The organism is Collimonas fungivorans (assembly GCF_001584145.1).
Taxonomy (GTDB): Bacteria; Pseudomonadota; Gammaproteobacteria; order Burkholderiales; family Burkholderiaceae_D; genus Collimonas; species Collimonas fungivorans.
Window position 1 is genome coordinate 5,006,833 of sequence record NZ_CP013232.1, and the last position, 21,475, is coordinate 5,028,307.

18 protein-coding genes and 1 tRNA gene are annotated in these 21,475 nt (G+C 59.7%); 16 read left to right on the forward strand and 3 right to left on the reverse strand.

Annotated features, from left to right (window positions below; translation table 11 throughout):
• The first annotated feature begins 21 nt into the window (after positions 1 to 21).
• The 6 genes from CFter6_RS21920 (at position 22) to prmC (ending at position 8,226) form a co-directional block, all read left to right on the forward strand.
• Positions 22 to 1,698, forward strand: coding sequence for a FecR domain-containing protein (locus CFter6_RS21920; protein WP_061541712.1), 1,677 nt, complete (start codon positions 22 to 24; stop codon positions 1,696 to 1,698).
• A gap of 36 nt (positions 1,699 to 1,734) precedes the next feature.
• Positions 1,735 to 4,134, forward strand: coding sequence for a CHASE2 domain-containing protein (locus CFter6_RS21925; RefSeq protein ID WP_061541713.1), 2,400 nt, complete (start codon positions 1,735 to 1,737; stop codon positions 4,132 to 4,134).
• A gap of 125 nt (positions 4,135 to 4,259) precedes the next feature.
• Positions 4,260 to 5,549: a glutamyl-tRNA reductase gene (gene hemA / locus CFter6_RS21930; RefSeq protein ID WP_061541714.1), complete on the forward strand. Its 1,290-nt coding sequence runs from the start codon at positions 4,260 to 4,262 to the stop codon at positions 5,547 to 5,549.
• A gap of 99 nt (positions 5,550 to 5,648) precedes the next feature.
• On the forward strand, positions 5,649 to 6,731 hold the full coding sequence (prfA, locus tag CFter6_RS21935; RefSeq protein ID WP_082814940.1) for a peptide chain release factor 1: 1,083 nt from the start codon (positions 5,649 to 5,651) through the stop codon (positions 6,729 to 6,731).
• Between the two features lie 114 nt (positions 6,732 to 6,845).
• On the forward strand, positions 6,846 to 7,334 hold the full coding sequence (locus tag CFter6_RS21940; protein WP_061541716.1) for a disulfide bond formation protein B: 489 nt from the start codon (positions 6,846 to 6,848) through the stop codon (positions 7,332 to 7,334).
• A 13-nt stretch (positions 7,335 to 7,347) separates the two neighbouring features.
• The gene (gene prmC / locus CFter6_RS21945) at positions 7,348 to 8,226 is read left to right on the forward strand and encodes a peptide chain release factor N(5)-glutamine methyltransferase (protein ID WP_061541717.1); all 879 of its coding nucleotides are present in this window, start codon (positions 7,348 to 7,350) and stop codon (positions 8,224 to 8,226) included.
• A 62-nt stretch (positions 8,227 to 8,288) separates the two neighbouring features.
• Here the strand turns inward: prmC and aqpZ are convergent, their stop codons facing one another.
• Positions 8,289 to 8,984 carry an aquaporin Z gene (gene aqpZ / locus CFter6_RS21950; RefSeq protein ID WP_061541718.1) on the reverse strand — a complete coding sequence of 232 codons (696 nt, stop codon included), beginning with the start codon at positions 8,982 to 8,984 and terminating at the stop codon, positions 8,289 to 8,291.
• 373 nt (positions 8,985 to 9,357) lie between these two features.
• Here aqpZ and CFter6_RS21955 point away from each other — a divergent pair, with 373 nt between their 5' ends.
• From CFter6_RS21955 to CFter6_RS22000, 10 genes are all read left to right on the forward strand, one after another.
• Entirely contained in the window at positions 9,358 to 11,700 is a 2,343-nt protein-coding gene (locus tag CFter6_RS21955) for a Tex family protein (RefSeq protein ID WP_061541719.1), read from the forward strand.
• 196 nt (positions 11,701 to 11,896) lie between these two features.
• Positions 11,897 to 12,847: an octaprenyl diphosphate synthase gene (gene ispB / locus CFter6_RS21960; RefSeq protein WP_150118924.1), complete on the forward strand. Its 951-nt coding sequence runs from the start codon at positions 11,897 to 11,899 to the stop codon at positions 12,845 to 12,847.
• Positions 12,848 to 12,939: 92 nt separating this feature from the next.
• A tRNA-Pro gene (locus CFter6_RS21965) sits at positions 12,940 to 13,016 on the forward strand.
• Positions 13,017 to 13,059: 43 nt separating this feature from the next.
• Complete coding sequence (locus CFter6_RS21970; protein WP_014007896.1) at positions 13,060 to 14,349, forward strand: HlyC/CorC family transporter; 1,290 nt, start codon at positions 13,060 to 13,062, stop codon at positions 14,347 to 14,349.
• A gap of 123 nt (positions 14,350 to 14,472) precedes the next feature.
• A complete protein-coding gene (gene pilB, locus CFter6_RS21975) occupies positions 14,473 to 16,197 on the forward strand; it encodes a type IV-A pilus assembly ATPase PilB (RefSeq protein ID WP_014007897.1) in 1,725 nt (574 codons plus the stop codon).
• Between the two features lie 16 nt (positions 16,198 to 16,213).
• Positions 16,214 to 17,446 (forward strand): type II secretion system F family protein, encoded by a 1,233-nt coding sequence (locus CFter6_RS21980; RefSeq protein WP_061541721.1) that lies wholly within the window; start codon positions 16,214 to 16,216, stop codon positions 17,444 to 17,446.
• Complete coding sequence (locus CFter6_RS21985; RefSeq protein ID WP_061541722.1) at positions 17,446 to 18,312, forward strand: prepilin peptidase; 867 nt, start codon at positions 17,446 to 17,448, stop codon at positions 18,310 to 18,312. The genes CFter6_RS21980 and CFter6_RS21985 overlap by 1 nt, the downstream gene beginning before the upstream one ends.
• A 6-nt stretch (positions 18,313 to 18,318) precedes the next feature.
• Positions 18,319 to 18,972: a dephospho-CoA kinase gene (gene coaE, locus CFter6_RS21990; RefSeq protein ID WP_061541723.1), complete on the forward strand. Its 654-nt coding sequence runs from the start codon at positions 18,319 to 18,321 to the stop codon at positions 18,970 to 18,972.
• A 130-nt stretch (positions 18,973 to 19,102) separates the two neighbouring features.
• On the forward strand, positions 19,103 to 19,858 hold the full coding sequence (zapD, locus tag CFter6_RS21995) for a cell division protein ZapD (RefSeq protein WP_014007901.1): 756 nt from the start codon (positions 19,103 to 19,105) through the stop codon (positions 19,856 to 19,858).
• Between the two features lie 21 nt (positions 19,859 to 19,879).
• Complete coding sequence (locus CFter6_RS22000) at positions 19,880 to 20,068, forward strand: DNA gyrase inhibitor YacG (RefSeq protein ID WP_061541724.1); 189 nt, start codon at positions 19,880 to 19,882, stop codon at positions 20,066 to 20,068.
• A 19-nt stretch (positions 20,069 to 20,087) separates the two neighbouring features.
• Here CFter6_RS22000 and mutT read toward each other — a convergent pair whose 3' ends face one another.
• Together mutT and CFter6_RS22010 are read right to left on the reverse strand one after the other, a co-directional pair.
• Positions 20,088 to 20,501: an 8-oxo-dGTP diphosphatase MutT gene (gene mutT, locus CFter6_RS22005; RefSeq protein ID WP_061541725.1), complete on the reverse strand. Its 414-nt coding sequence runs from the start codon at positions 20,499 to 20,501 to the stop codon at positions 20,088 to 20,090.
• Positions 20,498 to 21,373, reverse strand: coding sequence for an ATP-binding protein (locus CFter6_RS22010; protein WP_061541726.1), 876 nt, complete (start codon positions 21,371 to 21,373; stop codon positions 20,498 to 20,500). Before CFter6_RS22010 ends, mutT begins: the two co-directional genes overlap by 4 nt.
• Between the last annotated feature and the right edge of the window lie 102 nt (positions 21,374 to 21,475).

Here is a 21,475-nt window from a genome sequence, read left to right on the forward strand (position 1 = left end):
CGGTTGCGCTGATAGACAGATATGCGCAGCACATTCACCAAAATAGCTTTCCTGGCGCTCTGCCTTGCAGGGGCGCCGCTATTTGCTGCCCCGCCGGCGCTGGATCCGGCCGCAGTGCAGGTGGGCGCGGCGACCATCACCTACCGCGCGCAACTCGGCGACACCCTGGGCGTGATCGCCGCCCAGCTGACTTCCAGCAAGAACAACTGGGTGCAGCTGGCGAAACTCAACCATATCGAGAATGACCGCACAATCCCGGTCGGCACCGCCATCATCATTCCGGTGGCGCTGCTGCCGGACGATCCGAGCACGGCCCAGGTAGCAGCCATGTCAGGCAATATCGACGCTGTCGGCGCCGATGGCCGCCCGATCGAGATCGGCATCGGCACCACCTTGAGCGAAGGCACGGTCATCAATACCGGCAGCAACAGCTTCCTGTCGCTCAGCCTGCCGGACCAGTCGCATGTCGCCTTGCCGTCCAACAGCCAGGTAAAACTGAGCAAGCTGCGCACCGCGCGCTATACCAACAGCCCGCGCACCGAGATCACGCTGCTGAAAGGCCGGGTCGAATCCAAGGTCTCGCCGCTGGACAAGAACAAAGGCCGTTTCGAAGTCCATTCGCCGCTGGCGGTGGCCGGTGTGCGCGGCACCGACTTCCGGGTCGACCTGGTCGGCGACAGAGTCATGACCGAAGTGCTGAGCGGCGGCGTCGCGGTGGCGAAGAAAAACCAGGCGCCGGCGCTGACCCTGCGCCCGGGGCAAGGCAACGTCACCAATATCAAAGGGGTGGGCAAGGCAGTTGCGCTGTTGCCGGCGCCGCAGCTCAATGGCCGCCCGCAGCTGCAGGAGCGGCCGACGGTGCGCTTCAGCGTCGCTCCGGTAGCCGGCGCGCGCAGCTACCGTGCGCAAATCGCCACCGATGCCGATGCGCGCAATGTCGTCAGCGAGGCCGAGTCGGACAATGCGGAACTCAAGGTCAACGGGCTTGAGGACGGCAAATATTTCGCCCGCATCACCGCGCTCGACCAGACCGGCTTGCAGGGCATTCCGCAGATCACCGCCTTCACATTAAAAGCCCGGCCCGAACCGCCGATTTCGATCGAACCTAAAAACAAATCGCGCGCCGAAGACGTCATGTTCAGCTGGGCCGAAGTCGGCAACGCGCAAGCCTATCATCTGCAAGTCGCCAGCGATGCCGAATTCAGGCAGCTGGTGCTTGACCAGCCGGCCCTCGCTGCGCCGCAGTTCAGCGCCGGAAAGCTGGCGCTGGGCACTTACTTCTGGCGCGTGGCGACCATCGTCGAGCAAAGCAAGGGCACGGGCAGCGACCAGGGACCTTACGGCGATCCGCAACGCTTCAACTTGCTGCCGGCGCTGCAGGTTCCCAAGATCGCCGATGCGGTCGACGGCGACCTGTCGTTCCGCTGGAGCGCAGAACCGGGACAGACATTCGTGGTCGAAATCGGCCGCGACGCCGGCTACTCGGCACTGCTGCTGACGCAAACCACGGCGACGCCGGAGATCACCGTCCCGCGCCCAGGCAACGGCACCTATTTCATCCGCATCAAGGCGATCGACGCCGACGGTTATGTCGGCCCCTTCTCGCCCTCGCAAAAAGTGTATATCGGCAGCCGCTGGATCACCAGCGACGGTTCGCCCTTGCTCAATGTCGGCGGCAACACCCAGACCGGACATTAAGCCTGCCACGACCATGCCACCTTTCGCCGACTGTTCATGATCAAGCAGGTCATTCCGCTCATCAAACGGGTAGCGTTCCGCCAATGGATGGCGATCACCATACTGATGCTGATCGTCGCCGGCAGCATGGGCTACGTCAACGGCCTTGGCCGCCTCGACCGCACCTTGTACGACCAGTTCATGCGGGCCGATTCGCGGCCGGCGCGCGACGACATCATCATCGTCGCCATCGACGACTACAGCATCAACAAGCTGGGCCGCTGGCCATGGGAACGCAGCCTGCACGCCAAACTGCTGAACCGGATCATGCATGCCAATCCGCTGGCGATCGGGCTGGACGTGATCATGCCGGAGGCCGAACAAGGGCAGTCCCCCGGCCAGCGCGCCGATGATCGCGCGCTGACCAAGGCGCTTGCGGCCAGCAAGCTGACGGTGCTGCCGATGGTCGCTGCCAGCGCCGGCCCCGGCCTGAAAGCCCTGCTGCCGACGCCCGATTTCCTCAATGCCGCACGCGGCATAGGCCATGTGCACCTGGAGCTCGATCCAGACGGCGTAGTGCGCAGCGTCTTTCTACGAGAAGGCCAGGACGGCAAATGGTGGTCGCATTTTGCGGTAGCGCTGGCCGGCGTCGCAGGGCAAAATATTACCAACGCGGACGGCAGCCTGCCAGGCGCACGGTTAAGCGAGACGCCGGTTGATCCCGCCCCGCACAAGGCCGACAGCTGGCAACGCGATTACCAGATCCAGATCCCGTTCGCCGGCGGCAGCGGCCATTTCCGTTCCGTGCCCTATGTCTCGGTATTGCGCGGCGACGTGCCCGATCAGTTTTTCACCGGCAAATACGTGTTGATCGGCCCCACCGCGCTCGGCATGGCGGACACTTTTCCGACGCCGGTGTCGGGCACCTCCGGCGTCATGCCGGGCATCGAGATCAACGCCAATATCCTGGCCGGCCTGCTCGACCACAAATCGATCAGCATCGCCCGGCCGCTGCAAACTGCGCTGTTCAGCATCGTGCCCGTACTCATTGCGCTCTCCAGCTACCTGCTGTGGACGCCGCGCATCTCCTTGCTGATCACCGCCACCCTGATGCTGCTGACGATGGCGGCCAGCTATCTGCTGCTGATGCTGGGGATCTGGATCGCCCCGACCGCAGCCCTGATCGCGCTCGCCATCGCCCATCCCATATGGAACTGGATCCGCCTCGAATCGGCGATTTCCTATCTTGGCCAGGAATTCATGCTGCTGGACCAGGAACCGCACCTGCTGCCTGAAGTGAATACCGAACGGGCGCCGCAGCAAGTGGAAGACTTGCTCGAGCAGCGTATCAACGCCATGCGGGTCGCGGCGCGCCGCGTGCGCGATTTGCGCCAGTTCATCTCCGACAGCGTGAACAGCCTGCCGGACGCCACCCTGATCACCACCATCGACGGCCACGTGCTTGTCTCAAACCAGTTTGCGCGGGATTATTTCGCCGCCGCCGGCATCCGCAATATCGACGGCGCGCTGCTGCCCTACCTGTTTTCCAACATGAGCACGCCGCAAGCCGGCAATACCGCCGCCGGCCACGTCTTCAGCTGGTGGGACCTGATCGACCTCGAGCATGTGGCCACCCTCACCAGCGGCACCACGGTGCAGGACCAGCAAGGGCGCGACCTGCTGATCAAGAGCGGCCCCTGCCATTCCGCGCACCAGGTGCTGACCGGCTGGATCGTCAGCATCGTCGACATCACCATCATCCGCGCCGCCGAACGCAGCCGCGACGAAACCCTGCGTTTCCTGTCGCACGACATGCGTGCGCCGCAAGCCTCGATCCTGGCTTTGCTCGAATTGCAAGGCAACCCGTCCTCGGCGCTGCCGCAGAAGGAGTTTTTCGCGCGGCTGGAGCAGGCGGCGCGCAAGACCTTGGGGCTGGCGGACAATTTTGTCCAGCTGGCGCGCGCCGAATCGTCTGAATACCGGCTGGAAGAAGTCGATTTCCAGGATGTGCTGTATGACGCCGTCGATGAAATGTGGAGCCTTGCCCACAACAAGAAGATCGAGCTGATCACGGATATCGAGGGTCAGGAATTCCTGACCAATATCGATCGCTCGCTGATGGCGCGCGCACTGTGCAACCTGATTTCCAACGCCATCAGCTACAGCTTGCCGGATACCCGGATTACCTGCACCTTGCGCCTGAAATACGTCAAATTGCTGCCGCAGGTAGTCTGCCGCATCACCGACCAGGGTTTTGGCATTGCGCCGCATGACCAGGCCAAGCTGTTCCAGCGCTTCCAGCGCGTCAGCGCCCCGGGCCAGCCGCATACGGACGGCACCGGCCTCGGCCTGGTGTTTGTAAAAACCGTGGTGGAACGGCACTTTGGTGAAATCTCGCTGGAAAGCACCCTGGGCGAAGGCAGCACTTTCATTGTCACTTTGCCAGCCCTCACCTAAGCTGCCCCGAGGGCCAGCCAGGCTGGAATTTCCTCCCTGGCTACTAAGAGTATAATCTTGGGTTAACAATATTGCCCCGTTTCATTGCCAACCCTGCTGCCAACCGCATCCATGCACCTGTTTCTATGCAACTGTTAACCGTCGGACTTAACCACACCACCGCGCCCGTTTCCCTGCGCGAAAAGGTGGCTTTCCCGACTGACCAGATCGGTCAGGCGGTGATGGCGGCGCGCGCCTGGTTCAGCGGCGGCAATGCAGTGAGCATGTCGGATGAAGCTGCCATCCTGTCAACCTGCAACCGCACCGAACTGTATGCGGCCGCCAATTTCGAGCATGGCGTCGACGCTTCTATCGATTCCACCGCACATTTCCTGGCGCATTACCACCAGCTGCCCTACGCCGAGTTGCGGCCGCATTTGTACACGCTGCCGCAAGACAATGCCGTGCGCCATGCGTTCCGGGTGGCTTCAGGGCTTGATTCGATGGTGCTGGGTGAAGCGCAGATCCTGGGCCAGATGAAGGATGCCGTGCGCCATGCAGAAGCGGCGGGCGGCCTCGGCACTTACCTGCACCAGCTGTTCCAGCGCACCTTCGCGGTCGCCAAGGAAGTCCGCAGCACTACCGAAATCGGCGCCCATAGCGTTTCCATGGCCGCCGCTGCGGTGCGCATGTCGGAACGGATTTTCGATACCGTCGCCGGCCAGCATGTGCTGTTCATCGGCGCCGGCGAAATGATCGAGTTGTGCGCCACCCACTTTGCCGCGCAAAATCCGAAATCCCTGACAGTCGCCAACCGCACCCTGGAACGCGCCGAATTGCTGGCGCACCGTTTCAACGGCCAGGCCATACGGCTGGCCGAATTGCCGACGCAGCTGGGCAATTTCGACATCATCGTTTCTTGCACCGCATCGAGCTTGCCGATCATCGGCCTCGGCATGGTCGAACGCGCGGTCAAGGCGCGGCGCCACAAACCGATGTTCATGCTGGACTTGGCCGTGCCGCGCGATATCGAAACTGAAATCGGCCGCCTCGACGATATTTTCCTGTACACCGTCGACGACCTCGGTTCGATCGTGCAGACTGGCATGGAAAATCGCCAGGCCGCCGTAGCGCAAGCAGAAGCCATCATCGAAACCCGGGTGCAGTCCTTCATGCACTGGGTCGATAACCGGGCGGTGGTGCCGCTGATCCAGGACCTGCAGGAATCGAGCGAAGCCATGCGCCGGCTGGAGCTGGAGCGCGCCCGCAAGATGCTGGCCAAGGGCGAAGATATCGAAGTAGTCCTGGAAGCGCTCTCCAAGGGCCTGACCGCCAAATTCATGCACGGCCCGCAACAGGCTTTGCACAATGCCCAGGGCGACGAACGCGCGCGCCTGGCAGCCCTCCTGCCGCAACTGTTCCGCACCAAACGTTAGCGCAGCTGCCGCTATACCCTGCGCGGCCGCGAGCAATCGCCTGCCCTGCGCACTGCTGCATCCCCTTTTCGATTCGCCTTGCCCTGACTGAAACCCGCCATGAAACCATCAATGCTCGCCAAGCTCGATCAACTCGCCAATCGCCTGGTCGAGGTCGGCGACCTGCTGATGCAGGAAGACGCCACCGCCAGCATGGACAGCTATCGCAAGCTGACGCGCGAACATGCGGAACTGGGGCCGCTGGTTGAGCTGTACCAGGCCTACCTGCAAGCCGACGCCGATATCGCCGCGGCGCAAGAAATGCAATCCGACCCGGACATGAAGGAATTCGCCCAGGATGAGATCGTGGCGGCAAAAGCCCGCATGGAACAGCTCCAGGGCGACCTGCAAAAGATGCTGCTGCCCAAGGATCCCAACGACGAACGCAATATTTTCCTGGAAATCCGCGCCGGCACCGGCGGCGACGAGTCGGCGCTGTTCGCCGGCGACCTGCTGCGGATGTATACGCGCTTCGCCGAACGCAACCGCTGGCAGGTCGAGATGGTGTCGGAATCGGCGTCGGAAGTCGGCGGTTACAAGGAGGTCATCGTGCGCGTGATCGGCTTCGGCGCCTACTCCAGGCTCAAGTTCGAGTCCGGCGGCCATCGCGTGCAGCGGGTGCCCGCGACGGAAACCCAGGGCCGTATCCACACCTCCGCCTGTACCGTCGCCATCATGCCGGAGGCGGATGAAGTCGGCGACGTCGACATAAATCCTGCCGATATCCGCATCGACACCTACCGCGCCTCGGGCGCCGGCGGCCAGCACATCAACAAGACCGATTCCGCGGTGCGCATCACCCACATGCCGACCGGTATCGTGGTCGAATGCCAGGACGATCGCAGCCAGCACAAGAACAAGGCGTCTGCCCTGAAAGTGCTGGCGGCGCGCATCAAGGATGGCCAGCTGCGCGCGCAGCAGTCGAAAGAGGCTGCGACCCGCAAATCGCTGATCGGCTCGGGCGACCGCAGCGAGCGCATCCGCACCTACAATTTCCCGCAAGGCCGGATGACCGACCATCGCATCAACCTGACCTTGTACAAACTCGATTTCATCATGGACGGCGACCTGGAAGAGCTGACCAATGCGCTGGCGGCAGAACACCAGGCTGACCTGCTGGCGGCGCTGGGAGATGCGGTTTAAACGCTGCGCAGCCGATCTGAAAATCGCATATGCTAGCGGCTGGCGCGGAACCAAGTAGCACAGGCCGCATCTGACTCGCGACAGGCCCTCATCGACTCAAATCACAATCCAAAAATGAAAACATCCAAATCCGTTTTGCTTGCAGTCGCCTTCATCGCCCTCGCCATCCTGGGCGGCGCATTGTATTTGCAGCACTACCAGGACATGCAGCCTTGTCCGCTGTGCGTGATACAGCGTTATGCATTCGCGGCAATTGCGCTGATTTGCCTGATTTGCGCCGGCTTGCCGGCCGGCGCCCAGAAAGCCGGCGCGGGAATCGGCATCCTGGCAGGACTGGGCGGCGCCGGCACCGCCATCTGGCACCTGTGGATCATTGCCCACCCCTCGGTCTCGTGCGGCCGCGATGCGCTGGAAGCACCCATGAACGCCTTGCCGCCGGCCACCTTGCTGCCGTCCGTGTTCAAGGTAGACGCCTACGCGCTCTGCTCGACCCCTTACGACCCGATCCTCGGCCTGTCGATCCCGCAATGGTCGCTGCTGTGGTTTGTGGTGCTGATCGTGATCCTGGTGGCTACACTGTTCAAACGCAATAGCCGCTACTAAACGACGCAGTGAGATGACTGGAATTCCCGATACGTTCGCAATAGAAGCAGGCGCCAGCATCGCCGCGATATTGAAGCAGGCGCCGCTCAACCCGCTGGAAAACCGCATCCTGCTGATGCACGCGCTGCAGCTGACGCGAATACAGCTGATTACCCAGGACGAGCGAACTATCGACGCCCGGCAAGCGCAGCAGCTGTCGGCCTTGTTTCAGCGGCGCCTGCTGGGCGAACCGATTGCGTACATTGTCGGCCAACGCGAATTTTATGGCTTGCAACTCGAAGTCACCCCGGACGTCCTGATCCCGCGCCCCGAGACCGAGCTGCTGGTGGACCTGGCGCTACAGCATTTACCCGCCGCCGGCACCCTCAATATGCTGAGCGTGCTGGACCTGGGCACCGGCTCCGGCGCCATCGCGGTCGCCATCGCCCACAGCCGGCCGGACCTGCAACTGACCGCGCTGGACGTCAGCGCCGCCGCGCTGGCGGTCGCCAGCCGCAATGCCGCCCACCATCTGGCGCCAGGCAAGCTGCCCATGCAGCTATTGTTAAGCAGCTGGTATGGCGCGCTGGACGGCCAGCAGTTCAACCTGATCGTTGCCAATCCACCGTATATCGTTGCCGGCGACCGCCACCTGACGCAAGGCGACCTGCGTTTCGAGCCGCAAGATGCGCTGACCGACCATGCGGACGGCCTGAGCGCGCTGCGCATCATCATCGGCGGCGCAGCGCGCCACCTGAAAGACGGCGGCTGGCTGTTGATGGAACATGGTTACGACCAGGCGCCGGCAGTGCGCGAACTGCTGCAGGCACAGCAATTCGACGCCGTGCAAAGCTGGGAAGACATCGCCGGCATCGAACGCGTCAGCGGCGGCAGGCGCAAAGAACCAAGTTAATCGGCAGAAAACAAAAAAGCGCGGCATGCCGCGCTTTTTTACATCCATGCAAAGTCAGGACATCAGTCCTTCTCGCCCCAGATTGCCGGGTACACGATACCCGCGATAACCGCACCGACCAGCGGCGCCAGCCAGAACAGCCACAGCTGCTGCAACGCCCAGCCGCCGACAAACAGCGCCTGGCTGGTGCTGCGCGCTGGATTCACCGAAGTATTGGTAACCGGAATGCTGATCAGGTGGATCAGGGTCAGGCACAGGCCGATCGCGATCGGCGCAAAGCCGGCCGGCGCCCGCTTGTCTGTCGCCCCCAGGATCACGATCAGGAAGATGAAAGTCATCACTACTTCAGAGATCAGGGCCGCATTCATCGAATACAGACCCGGCGAATGGTCGCCATAGCCGTTGGCGGCGAAATTGCCGATCTCCGCGCCCGCTTTGCCGGTGGCGATCAGGTACAGGATGCAGGCGGCGATGATGCCGCCGACGACCTGGGCGATCCAGTAAGGCAGGATTTCGCTTTTCGGGAAACGGCCGGCGGTAGCCAGTCCGAGCGTCACTGCCGGATTCAGGTGGCAGCCGGAAATATGGCCGATGGCGAACGCCATCGTCAGCACGGTCAAGCCGAAAGCCAGCGCGACGCCGTGAAAACCGATTCCCAGGCCTGGAAACCCTGCCGCCAGCACTGCGCTGCCGCAACCGCCGAGAACCAGCCAGAATGTGCCAAGGGCTTCTGCGCCCAGACGTTTAGAAAGATGCATATTTGACTCCTGAAGAAATACTACTGTGTGATTAATGAACAACGGGCTTTACCTCTTCGCCCTGTCGCATACGGCCACAAGCATATTTGCTGACTCATCGGCAAACAAGAAAAAAATTATCATTTAACAATATTTTTCATTTACAACCATTTTCCTCACGTCTGCTCAGACTCATCTGACAGTTGTCTATCGAACAGTCTGACAAGCGTGCATAAATAATACCACCAGGAAATAAAAATATGGTGATATGACAAGCTTTTCAGTTCAGGGGATTTTCAGGGCGGCTTCTTTTCGGACTGTCAAGACTGGCGGAATTATCTGGATTGCGTATGATCCAACGCTTGATTTTCATTCTTAAGACCCTCGACTCTCTATGCTGCCTTCGATCGAACAACGTCTCGCCCTTGAACTTGCCGCCAAACCGGTGCAGGTCGCCGCTGCCGTCGCCCTGCTGGACGAAGGCGCCACCGTGCCTTTTATCGCTCGCTACCGCAAGGAAGCCACTGGCGGCCTGGACGATATCCAGTTGCGCTTGCTGGAAGAACGCCTGCGCTACCTGCGCGAACTGGAAGTTCGCCGCAGCGCGATCCTGGCCTCGATTGAAGAACAAGGGAAAATGACGCCAGCTCTATTGCAGGCGATCTCGCTGGCAGAGGACAAGACCCGGCTCGAAGACTTGTACCTGCCGTACAAGCTGAAGCGCCGCACCAAGGCCCAGATCGCCGCAGAGGCTGGCTTGACCGAGCTGGCCGATACACTGCTGGCCAATCCCGAACTGAATCCGGAACAAGAAGCCGACAAATACCTGAAGCCGGCATTCAGCACCGACAATGGCGATAACCCTGGCATCGCCGATGCCAGGGCCGCGCTCGACGGCGCGCGCCAGATCCTGATGGAGCGATTCTCGGAAGACGCCGCGCTGCTGCAGGCGCTGCGCGAATACCTGACCGAGCACGGCGTGGTCGAATCGAAAGTGGTGGAAGGCAAGCAGGATGCCGGCGAAAAATTCGCCGACTACTTCGACTATTCCGAAACCATAGGCACGATCCCGTCGCACCGCGCGCTGGCGCTGTTCCGCGGTCGCCGCGAAGAAATCCTGAATGTGGTGCTGCGCCTCGACACGGAAGAAGAAAAACCGAAATGGGATGCCCCGCACAATCCGTGCGAAGGACGCATCGCCGCCCGTTTCGGCATCAGCAACAAGAACCGCGGCGCCGACAAATGGCTGAGCGACACGGTACGCTGGAGCTGGCGCGTCAAGGTCTTCATGCACCTGGAAACCGAGCTGATGACGAAGCTGCGCGAAACCGCGGAGGTGGAAGCAATCAACGTCTTCGCGCGCAACCTGAAAGCGCTGCTGCTGGCGGCGCCGGCCGGGCCGCGCGCCACCATGGGCCTCGATCCCGGCCTGCGCACCGGCGTCAAGGTGGCCGTGATCGACGCTACCGGCAAGGTGGTCGACACCACCGCGATTTATCCGCACCAGCCGCGCAACGACTGGGACGGTTCGCTGCACACGCTGGCGCAACTGGCGGAAAAGCACAAGGTGTCGCTGATTTCGATTGGCAACGGCACCGCTTCGCGTGAAACCGACAAGCTGGCGCAAGACCTGATCAAGCTGCGGCCGGAGCTGAAGCTGACCAAGATCGTGGTGTCGGAAGCCGGCGCTTCAGTGTATTCGGCCTCGGAATTCGCCTCGCGCGAACTGCCGGACATGGACGTCTCGCTGCGCGGCGCAGTGTCGATTGCGCGCCGCCTGCAAGATCCGCTGGCGGAACTGGTGAAGATCGATCCGAAGTCGATCGGCGTCGGCCAGTACCAGCATGACGTCGGCCAGACCCAGCTGGCGCGTTCGCTGGACGCGGTGGTGGAAGATTGCGTGAATGCCGTCGGGGTAGACGTCAACACCGCCTCGGCGCCGCTGCTGGCGCGGGTTTCCGGCCTCAATGCCAGCGTTGCCCAGAGCATCGTCACTTATCGCGACATGAAAGGCATGTTCACCTCGCGCGCTGGGCTGCGGGAGGTGCCGCGCCTGGGTGAAAAAACCTTTGAACAGGCAGCCGGTTTCCTGCGCATCATGAACAGCGACAACCCTTTGGACGGCTCCGCGGTGCATCCGGAATCCTATCCGCTGGTGGAAAAGATCCTGGCCGACATCAAGAAAGACGTCAAGGGCGTGATCGGCGACGACAGGCTGCTGAAATCGCTCAACCCGGCCAAATACGCCGATGAAAAATTCGGCGTGCCGACCATCGCCGACATCCTCAAGGAACTGGAAAAACCAGGCCGCGACCCGCGCCCGGAATTCACCACCGCGACCTTCAAGGAGGGAGTCGAAGAAATCCGCGACTTGCGTCCCGACATGATCCTGGAAGGCGTGGTCACCAATGTGGCGGCGTTTGGTGCGTTTGTCGACATCGGCGTGCATCAGGACGGCCTGGTGCATATTTCCGCGCTCTCGAATACTTTCGTCAAGGATCCGCACAGCGTGGTCAAGGCCGGCCAGGTGGTCAAGGTGAAAGTGCTGGAAGTCGACGAAAAGCGCAAGCGTATCGCGCTGACCATGCGCCTGACCGACAACGCGCCGGTCGCCGGCGCCAAACCGGAGCAGCGCGCCGACCGCAACGACGCCAAGCGCCTGTCGCAGCAAAAGCAGGCAGCGCCGGCGCCGGCAAATAGCGCCATGGCCGCCGCTTTTGCAAAGTTAAAGGGATAGCAATATCCCTGGGACCGGACAGCGCCGCGCCAGCGCGAGGCGGCACTGTCCGGTATGCCAGTACCAGTTCGGGCGAGAGCCAATTTGGGGCCAACGGGCCCTAATCCTGGCTGTCATCGTATAATCACGGCACAATCGATTTCCAACAGGTTTTATTTTGTCAGCCGCTCCCAACACTTCATCCTCACAATTCATGATGTCCCCGATCGCGGCCGATATGGAAGCGGTCAACGCAGTGATTCGCCGGCAGTTGCATTCCGATGTGCCGCTGGTGAACCAGATTGCCGAATACATCATCAGCGCCGGCGGCAAGCGCCTGCGCCCGGTGCTGGTGCTGCTGATGGCCCAGGCCTACGGCTACAGCGGCGAAAAACACCACGAACTGGCGGCGGTGATCGAATTCATCCATACCGCAACCCTGCTGCACGACGACGTGGTCGATGAATCGTCCTTGCGGCGCGGCCGCCAGACCGCCAATGCGCTGTTCGGCAACGCCGCCTCGGTGCTGGTGGGCGACTTCCTGTATTCGCGCGCCTTCCAGATGATGGTGGCGGTCGATAATGCGCGCGTGATGCAGATCGTCGCCGACGCCACCAACGTCATCGCCGAAGGCGAAGTGCTGCAATTGCTGAATATGCACAATCCGGACGTGTCCGAAGAAAATTACCTGCAGGTGATCCGCTCCAAGACCGCCAAGCTGTTTGAGGCGGCGGCGCAGCTCGGCGCCCTGATTGCAGGCGCCGGCGACGATGCGATTGACGCTGCCGGCGAATACGGCCGCTCGCTCGGCACCGCCTTCCAGCTGATCGACGATGTACTGGATTATTCCGGCAATGCCGGCGATATCGGCAAGAATGTCGGCGACGACCTGCGTGAAGGCAAGCCGACCTTGCCCCTGATTTATCTGATGGAGCATGGCAGCGCCGAACAGCGCGCACTGGTGCGCAGCTGCATCGAAAACGGCGATGAACAGCATTTCGATGAAATCCTCGCCGCCATCACCAGCTCGGGCGCCCTGAACTACACCAGGCATGAAGCAGAGAAAGCCTCGCAGCGGGCGGCAGCGGCGATCTCCGGGTTGCCAAATAGTCAGTTCAAGGATTCTTTGCTACAATTATCCGTGTTCGCAGTGGATCGGAATCACTGAGAATTCAACAAGGGGGACTGCTGCATCGCCACCGCGCGCCACGGTGCGGGCCGGCAGCCCCAAAACCTGTCCAAGTCATTGGACAGCTAGATCGGGGTGTAGCTTAGCCTGGTAGAGCGCTACGTTCGGGACGTAGAGGCCGGAGGTTCGAATCCTCTCACCCCGACCATACAAACACATTGGTTTATTAACTTTTCCTTTACGGTGACCCTTTGGATGCCGTGCCCATATGGGTGCAGTTACTTGCACTAGTCGTACTCATCTTCCTGTCGGCTTTTTTTGCAATGGCGGAGACCGCCCTAGTCGCCGCCAACAAGCACCGCCTGCGCCACCTGGCCAAGCGCGGCAGCAAAGCAGCGACCACCACGCTATGGCTGCTGGAGCGGACCGATAAGCTGCTGTCGCTGATCCTGATCGTCAACACCCTGGTCAACGCCCTGGCCACCGCCCTGGTGACGGCGATTGCCATTACGACATTCGGCAACCACCAGGAAGTGATCACTATCGCTACCGCGGCGGTCGCCTTCCTGCTGATCGTATTCGCCGAAATCACGCCGAAAGTGATAGGCGCGACCTATCCCGAGCGCATTGCCCTGCCGACCAGTTTCGTGCTCAAGCCTTTGATGGCTTTGGCCAAGCCGCTGATCTGGTTCGTCAACCTGTTCGTGTCGGCGATCCTCGGGCTGCTGCACATCAAAACCGGCAAACACGCGCAGGAACAACGGGTATCGCCGGAAGAACTGCGTTCGATCGTGCTCGAAGGCGGCAATTTCATGCCGCAAAAACACAAAAGCATCTTGCTCAACCTGTTCGACCTGGAAAAAATCTCGGTGGAAGACGTCATGACGCCGCGGGCGCAAGTCGAGGCGCTGAACCTGTCGGCTTCAGTAGAGGATATCAAGCACCAGCTGACCACCTGCTATCACAACAAGCTGCCGGTATATGAAGGTGAAATCAACCAGATCGTCGGCATTTTGCACGTGCGCAAGGCCATGGTATTGCTGAACCAGGAAGAGGAACTGACGGTAGAACATTTCCGCCAGCTGCTCACTACGCCTTATTTCGTTCCGGAAGACACCGACGTTTTCACGCAACTGCAATATTTCCAGGAAAACCACGAACGGCTGGGCATCATCGTCGACGAGTATGGCGAAGTACAGGGACTGGTCACGCTGGAAGACATCATTGAAGAAATGATTGGCGAATTCACCACTTCCAAGCCGGGCGCGGCGCGCGCCGACAGTTTTTCCTGGAATCCGCAGGGACAGTGCCTGCTGGAGGGCACGACTACCCTGCGCGACATCAACAAACGGCTAGGCTTGAATTTTCCGCTCGACGGTCCCAAGACCCTGAACGGCCTGCTGCTCGAATGGCTGCAGGATATTCCCGACAACAATGTCAGCCTGAAAATTGCCGGATGCATCATAGAAATCGTGCAGGTGCAAAACCAGGCGATCAAGGTTGCCAAATTGATGCGGCCGAATAAACTACAAGAACATTAAAAACACTGCCCATCGGCAACTTTTACGACACATTTCTTCACAAATCCTTTACAAGTGAGTTTCCCGTAGGGCATCATTGGTCGGTTCGAATGGTTCGGCACATCTTTTGGTATTGACCCCCCTATGGCAGCAGTATTTCCCAACGCTAATTCCACCAGCCCGATCTCCGGACTTGCCCGCGCATTGCTGCAAGCCGGACGTCTTTCCGTACCCCAGCTGGAGGCCTTGCACAAAAAGGCTAGCGAGAGTCAAACGCCGTTTATCTCCGCCTTGCTGGAAAGCGGGCAGCTGGATGCCCGTTCGCTTGCCCTGTTTTGCGCCGAGACCTTCGGTTATCCGCAGCTGGACCTGAGCGTACTCAACCTCGGCATGCTGCCGGAAAAAGCCATCGACGCCAAGCTGATGGAAACCCATTCCGTATTGGCCCTGGCGAAACGCGGCAACAAGATCTATGTCGCCTTTTCCGATCCGACCAATATCCAGGCGCTGGACCAGATCAAGTTCCAGACCGAGCTGACGGTTGAACCGATCATCGTCGAACACCCGGTGCTGCTGAAACAGATCCAGAAACTGGTCAAGTCGGCCGAGCAAAGCCTCAACGAAATGGTCGGCGACGAGCAGGAAATCAACTTCGTCGAAGAGGATGCGGTAGCGGTTGCCGATGCTGCGGCTACCGATATCGACGATGCGCCGGTAGTCAGGTTCTTGCAGAAGATACTGACCGACGCCATCAACCAGGGCGCGTCCGACTTGCATTTCGAGCCGTTCGAAAAATTCTACCGTATCCGTTTCCGGGTCGACGGCGTCTTGCGCGACATGGCGCAGCCGCCGCTGTCGATCAAGGAAAAACTGGTATCCCGCATCAAGGTGATCTCCAAGCTGGATATTTCCGAAAAGCGGGTGCCGCAAGATGGCCGCATGCGCCTGGCGGTATCCAAGACCCGCGCAATCGATTTCCGGGTCAGCACATTGCCGACCTTGTTTGGCGAAAAAGTCGTAATGCGGATCCTGGACCCGAGCCAGGCCCAGATGGGGATTGACGCGCTGGGTTACGACCCGGACCAGAAAGAAATCCTGATGGAGGCTATCCAGCGTCCCTACGGCATGGTGCTGGTGACCGGGCCGACCGGTTCCGGCAAAACCGTATCGCTGTATACCTGCCTGAACATCCTGAACCAGCCCGGCATCAACATTTCCACCGCCGAAGATCCAGCCGAAATCAATTTGCCCGGCGTGAACCAGGTCAACATCAACGACCGTGCCGGACTGACTTTCCCGGTGGCGCTGAAAGCCTTCCTGCGGCAGGATCCCGACATCATCATGGTCGGTGAAATCCGCGACCTGGAAACCGCCGACATCTCGATCAAGGCCGCGCAAACCGGGCACATGGTGTTTTCCACACTGCACACCAACGATGCGCCATCGACGCTGACGCGTCTGATGAACATGGGGGTGCCGGCCTTCAATATCGCCTCGTCGGTGATCCTGATCACTGCACAGCGGCTGGCGCGCCGCCTGTGCAGCTGCAAGCAGCCGATTACCGTCCAGGAAGAAGCCTTGCTGGAAGCCGGCTTCACCGAGGACGACCTCGACGGCAGCTGGATGCCGTACAAGGCGGTCGGCTGCGATCGCTGCAACGGCACAGGATACAAAGGGCGGGTCGGCATCTACCAGATCATGCCGATCACCGAAGAAATAGAACGGATTATCCTGGCGCACGGCACGGCGCTGGAAATCGAAGCGCAGGCTAAGCGCGAGGGGGTCAAGACCCTGCGTTTGTCAGGATTGATGAAGGTTAAACAAGGGTTGACCAGCCTCGAAGAAGTGCTTGGCTGCACCAATATCTAATTTAGGGGAATAGTTCATGGCAACTGCCGCACGCAGCGCCGCAAGCGCACGTCAGGTCAAAGAGTGGGTATATCTTTGGGAGGGCAAGGATAAAAAGGGCAAGGTGGTGCGCGGCGAACTGCGCGCCGGCAGCGAGACCGTGGTCAACGTCACCATGCGGCGCCAGGGGATCTTGGTCACCAAGGTTAAAAAGAAGACCTTCCGCAGCGGGAAGAAAATTTCCGACAAGGATATCTCCCTGTTTACCCGCCAGCTGGCTACCATGATGAAGGCCGGCGTGCCTTTGCTGCAGTCTTTTGACATCGTGGCCAAGGGCCATGCCAATCCGTCGGTGTCGAAACTGGTCAATGACATCCGCGGCGATGTGGAGACCGGCACCAGCCTGAGCCAGGCGTTCCGCAAGTTTCCGCTGTATTTCGACCCGTTGTTTTGCAACCTGGTTGGTGCTGGCGAACAGGCTGGTATTCTTGAGGACTTGCTGGAGCGGCTCGCGATCTACAAGGAAAAAACCCTCGCAATTAAAGGCAAAATCAAATCCGCATTATTTTATCCAGTATCGATTCTGGCGGTAGCGTTTGTCGTAACCGCGGTCATCATGATCTGGGTGGTGCCCGCTTTCAAACAGGTGTTTTCCAGCTTCGGCGCGGACTTGCCGGCACCGACAATGGCGGTAATGGCAATGTCGGATTTCATGGTGGGCAACTGGTACATCATCTTCCCAACCATATTTGCCGGCTTATATTTATTCTTCCAGTCCTGGAGACGTTCGCTCAAAATGCAACGGGTCATGGATCGTTTATTGCTAAAAGCGCCGGTTTTCGGCGACGTGATACGCAAAGCCACGATTGCGCGCTGGACTCGCACTTTGGCCACCATGTTTGCCGCCGGTGTACCATTGGTAGAGTCGCTTGACTCGGTAGGCGGCGCATCAGGCAATGCAGTCTATCTGGACGCCACCAAGAAGATCCAGAGCGAGGTCAGTACCGGCACCAGTTTGACCGCAGCGATGGAAAACGCCAATGTATTCCCGAATATGGTGACGCAAATGGTTTCGATCGGCGAAGAGTCCGGCTCACTGGATCAAATGCTAGGTAAAGTAGCCGATTTCTACGAGGCTGAAGTGGATGACGCAGTAGCCTCCCTGTCCAGCCTGATGGAACCCTTGATCATGGTGATCCTAGGCGTACTGATCGGCGGCCTGGTGGTTGCCATGTACTTGCCAATCTTCAAGTTAGGCTCGGTGGTCTGATGCAAGACGGGATTTTTTTCCTGGCGGCGGGGAGCCTGCTTCCCACCGCGCTGGCAGCTGTTTTTGGATTATTGATCGGCAGTTTCCTGAATGTAGTGATTCACAGGCTGCCGGTCATGATGCAGCGCGAATCGGATAATTACGTCGCCCACGAAAGCGGCAAGCCGCTGCCGCATACCGAGCGCTACAACCTGGTGGTTCCGCGCTCGGCTTGCACACAATGCAAACACCAGATCGGCGCGCTCGAGAATGTGCCGATCTTGAGTTACTTGGCCTTGCGCGGCAAATGCGCAGCCTGCAAAACCCCCATCTCGATGCGCTATCCTCTGGTCGAGGCATTGACCGGAGCGCTGTCGGCCCTGCTCATCTGGCACTTCGGCAGCGGCTGGGTCGGCCTGGCGACCCTGGTTTTCGTCTATCTGCTGATCGCGATGACGTTTATCGACGCCGATACCCAGTTGCTGCCGGACGACCTGACCCTGCCGCTGCTCTGGATAGGCCTGCTGCTGAACCTGTCCGGCCTGTTCGTGCCTTTACAGGACGCCGTGATCGGCGCCGCGGCAGGCTACCTGAGCCTGTGGGCGATTTACTGGGCATTCAAGCTGCTGACCGGCAAGGAAGGCATGGGCTATGGCGATTTCAAGCTGCTGGCGGCGCTTGGCGCCTGGCTGGGCTGGAAGATGCTGCCCATCGTCATCTTGTTTTCATCATTGGTGGGCGCGGCAGTCGGGATCATATTGATCGTTTTTGCCCGCCGCGGACGCGACAATCCCATCCCCTTCGGCCCCTACCTGGCCGCCGCCGGCCTGCTGGCCCTGCTCTACGGTCAAACAATTCTGGAAACTTATTTCGGTTTTGCTACCTAACATCGTATGAACCAGCACCATGCGGCCAGTCACGACCAGCCAGCGCAAGGCAACCCCAGATTCAGCGTCGGCCTGACCGGCGGGATCGGCAGCGGCAAGAGCACCGTCGCCGACATGTTTGCCGAGCGGGGCGCCGCTGTCATCGACACCGATGTCATCGCTCATCAGCTGACTGCGCCGGACGGCGCCGCCATTGCGCCGCTTGCCGCCGAATTCGGCAGCGCTTTCATCGACGCCAGCGGCGCCATGGACCGGGCCATGATGCGCGCCCATGTATTCTCGGACCCGCAGGCAAAACAACGCCTGGAGGCCATCTTGCATCCTTTGATCCGGGCCGAAACCGCCAGCGCGGCGCAACATGCCCAAGGCTTGTACCTGATTTTTGTAGTCCCGCTGCTGGTTGAGTCCGGCAACTGGAGAGAACGGGTACAGCGCATACTGGTGGTAGATTGCGACGAACAGATCCAGCTGGAACGTGTGATGCAGCGCAATGCAATGACGCCGTCTCAAGTACGGGCCATCATGGCGACCCAAGCCTCCAGGCAGCAACGACTGCAGGCCGCCGACGATGTGATTGTCAATGACAGTGAGCCGGCGGCGCTATTGCCGCAAGTGACGCGATTACACGCGCTATATGAAGCATTGAGCCGATCGTTATAATGGTATAAAGCTTTATATATCAGGCAGGAAGCCTGTCGCTCAATGTTAAAAATAGAGGGGCATTTGTAATTTCTGTTCGCATCGTTCAGAATCATGTCTTATCCGGCTCAAATTTTTAAGGGATGTCACTTTGATCGTCTACGAATATCCTTTCAACGAGCGCATTCGCACCATGTTGCGGCTGGAAGACCTGCACGAAAGATTCGGCTTTTTCGTGCAGCAGGAAAGTCCGCTGCAGCACCATATCGCGCTGTCCACCATTTTCGAAATGCTGGAGGTTGCCGGACGCGCCGATCTGAAGTCGGATTTGCTGCAAGAACTGGAACGACAAAAACAAACCCTGCTCGGCTTTAAATCCAATCCCAACGTTGCGCCCGACATGCTGGACGCCATCCTGCAAGAGATAGACCGGATCAGCACGGCTCTGATGGCGACCCAGGGCAAGACCGGCCAGCACATACGCGAAAATGAATGGCTGATGAGCATCCGCGGCCGCACCATCATTCCCGGCGGCGCCTGCGAATTCGACCTGCCTTCCTACTATGCCTGGCAACAGCACCCCGCCGAACAGCGGTTTGCCGATATCGTCGGCTGGTTCGCGCCGCTGGCGCCATTGTTCGACGCTATCAGCATTGTATTGCGATTACTACGAGAAACCGGAAGTTCGGTAAAGATAGACGCACAAAACGGCAGTTATCAGCAAATGCTGCAAGGAAAATCTTACCAGATGCTGCGCCTGATCATTGATGAGCAGCTGGCGGCGATTCCTGAAATATCCGCCAACAAGTACATGCTGTGGGTACGTTTCACCACCCAGGGCGGCGACCTGAAGCCAAAAGCGTATGAAGGCGACGTGCCGTTCGAGCTCACTCTTTGTAATTTTTAAATGTTTTTTGAATAGATTTGTATGACTACTACCGTCGATTGCCCGACATGCGGCACAAAAGTTGAATGGATTCCCGCCAACCGGTTCAGGCCGTTTTGCTCGGAACGCTGCAAGCAGATCGACCTGGGCGCCTGGGCCGAAGAGAAATATGCGATTCCGGCGGTCAATCCGCCCGATGAAATCGATGACGACGGCAAGCTGCCGCAATAACTCGAGGTAGCGAGCTAGGTTACGCGCTCTCTCGGCGCAATTCGTCCAGCCATTCAATCAAGGGAATCGCCGCCGGTAACAATGGCTCGACGTCGACGCTGCCTTGCCATGAAAACGCCTGCCCTTCCAGGCTTTGCGGTTCGCCGCGCCATTCGCGGCTGATGTAGAAATGCAGACGCACGCGCGCATGCGGATAATAATGTTCAATTCCGCACCAGGGCTCGGCAGAGGCAATTTCAACCCCCAGCTCCTCCAGCAGTTCACGCTTGAGGGCGTCGAAAATCGACTCTCCCGATTCGACTTTCCCCCCCGGGAACTCCCAGTAACCAGCCATCGGCTTGCCGGCCGGCCTCTGGCCCAGGAGCACGTCGCCGTTGGGCTTCATCAGGATGCCGACTGCTACATTGACCGGTTCCCGCTCAAGAACGGTCATGGCGGCGTCATTCTGCCGGCGTAATCGCGGGCAAACTGCCATGCAACCCGGCCTGAACGCGAAGCCCGTTGCAGGGCCCAGCGCAAGGCATCGCCACGCGCCTCCGCAATCTGCTCTGCATTGCAGCCGAAATGACTGAGCCAATGGCCGACGATGTCCAGATAATCGTCTTGCTTGAACGGATAAAACGATACCCACAATCCGAAGCGCTCTGAAAGTGAAATCTTTTCTTCGACGGTTTCCCCCGGATGCAAATCTCCATCCTCGGTAGTTTTATAGCTGGCATTGTCCGACATCCGCTCCGGCAGCAAATGGCGCCGGTTGGAAGTGGCATAAATCAGCACATTGTCCGACTGCGCGGCGATGCTGCCGTCAAGCGCCACTTTGAGCGCCTTGTAACCACTCTCGCCCTCTTCGAACGAAAGGTCGTCGCAAAAAATGATGAAGCGTTCCGGCCGCTCCGCCACAAGGTCGACAATATCCGGCAACGCTGCCAAATCGTCCTTATCCACTTCGATCAGCCGCAAACCCTGGGGAGCATACTGGTTCAGGCAAGCTTTGATCAGGGACGACTTGCCGGTACCGCGGGCGCCGGTCAGCAGCACGTTGTTGGCCGGCCGGCCGTCGACAAACTGACGGGTATTCTGGTCGATCTGCTGCTTCTGCACTTCGATATTATGCAGATCCGACAGCGCAATATCCGAAATATGGCCGACTGCCTGCAGGTAACCGCCGGCAGATCCGCCGCGGTGGCGCCAGCGAAAGGCGGTCGCCGCCTGCCAGTCGGGAGCAGCCTTGGCTTGCGGCAGGATGGATTCAAGCCGGGCCAGCAAGGCTTCGGCGCGGATCAGGAATTGGTCTAATTGAGTCATGGCTGGTTTGGTGACAAATGGGATTTCCCCATTCTGACGTAAAGCAAAACGCTGCTGGGTGAATATTATTTGTCAAAACAAATTCGCCGCCGCGACCGACAA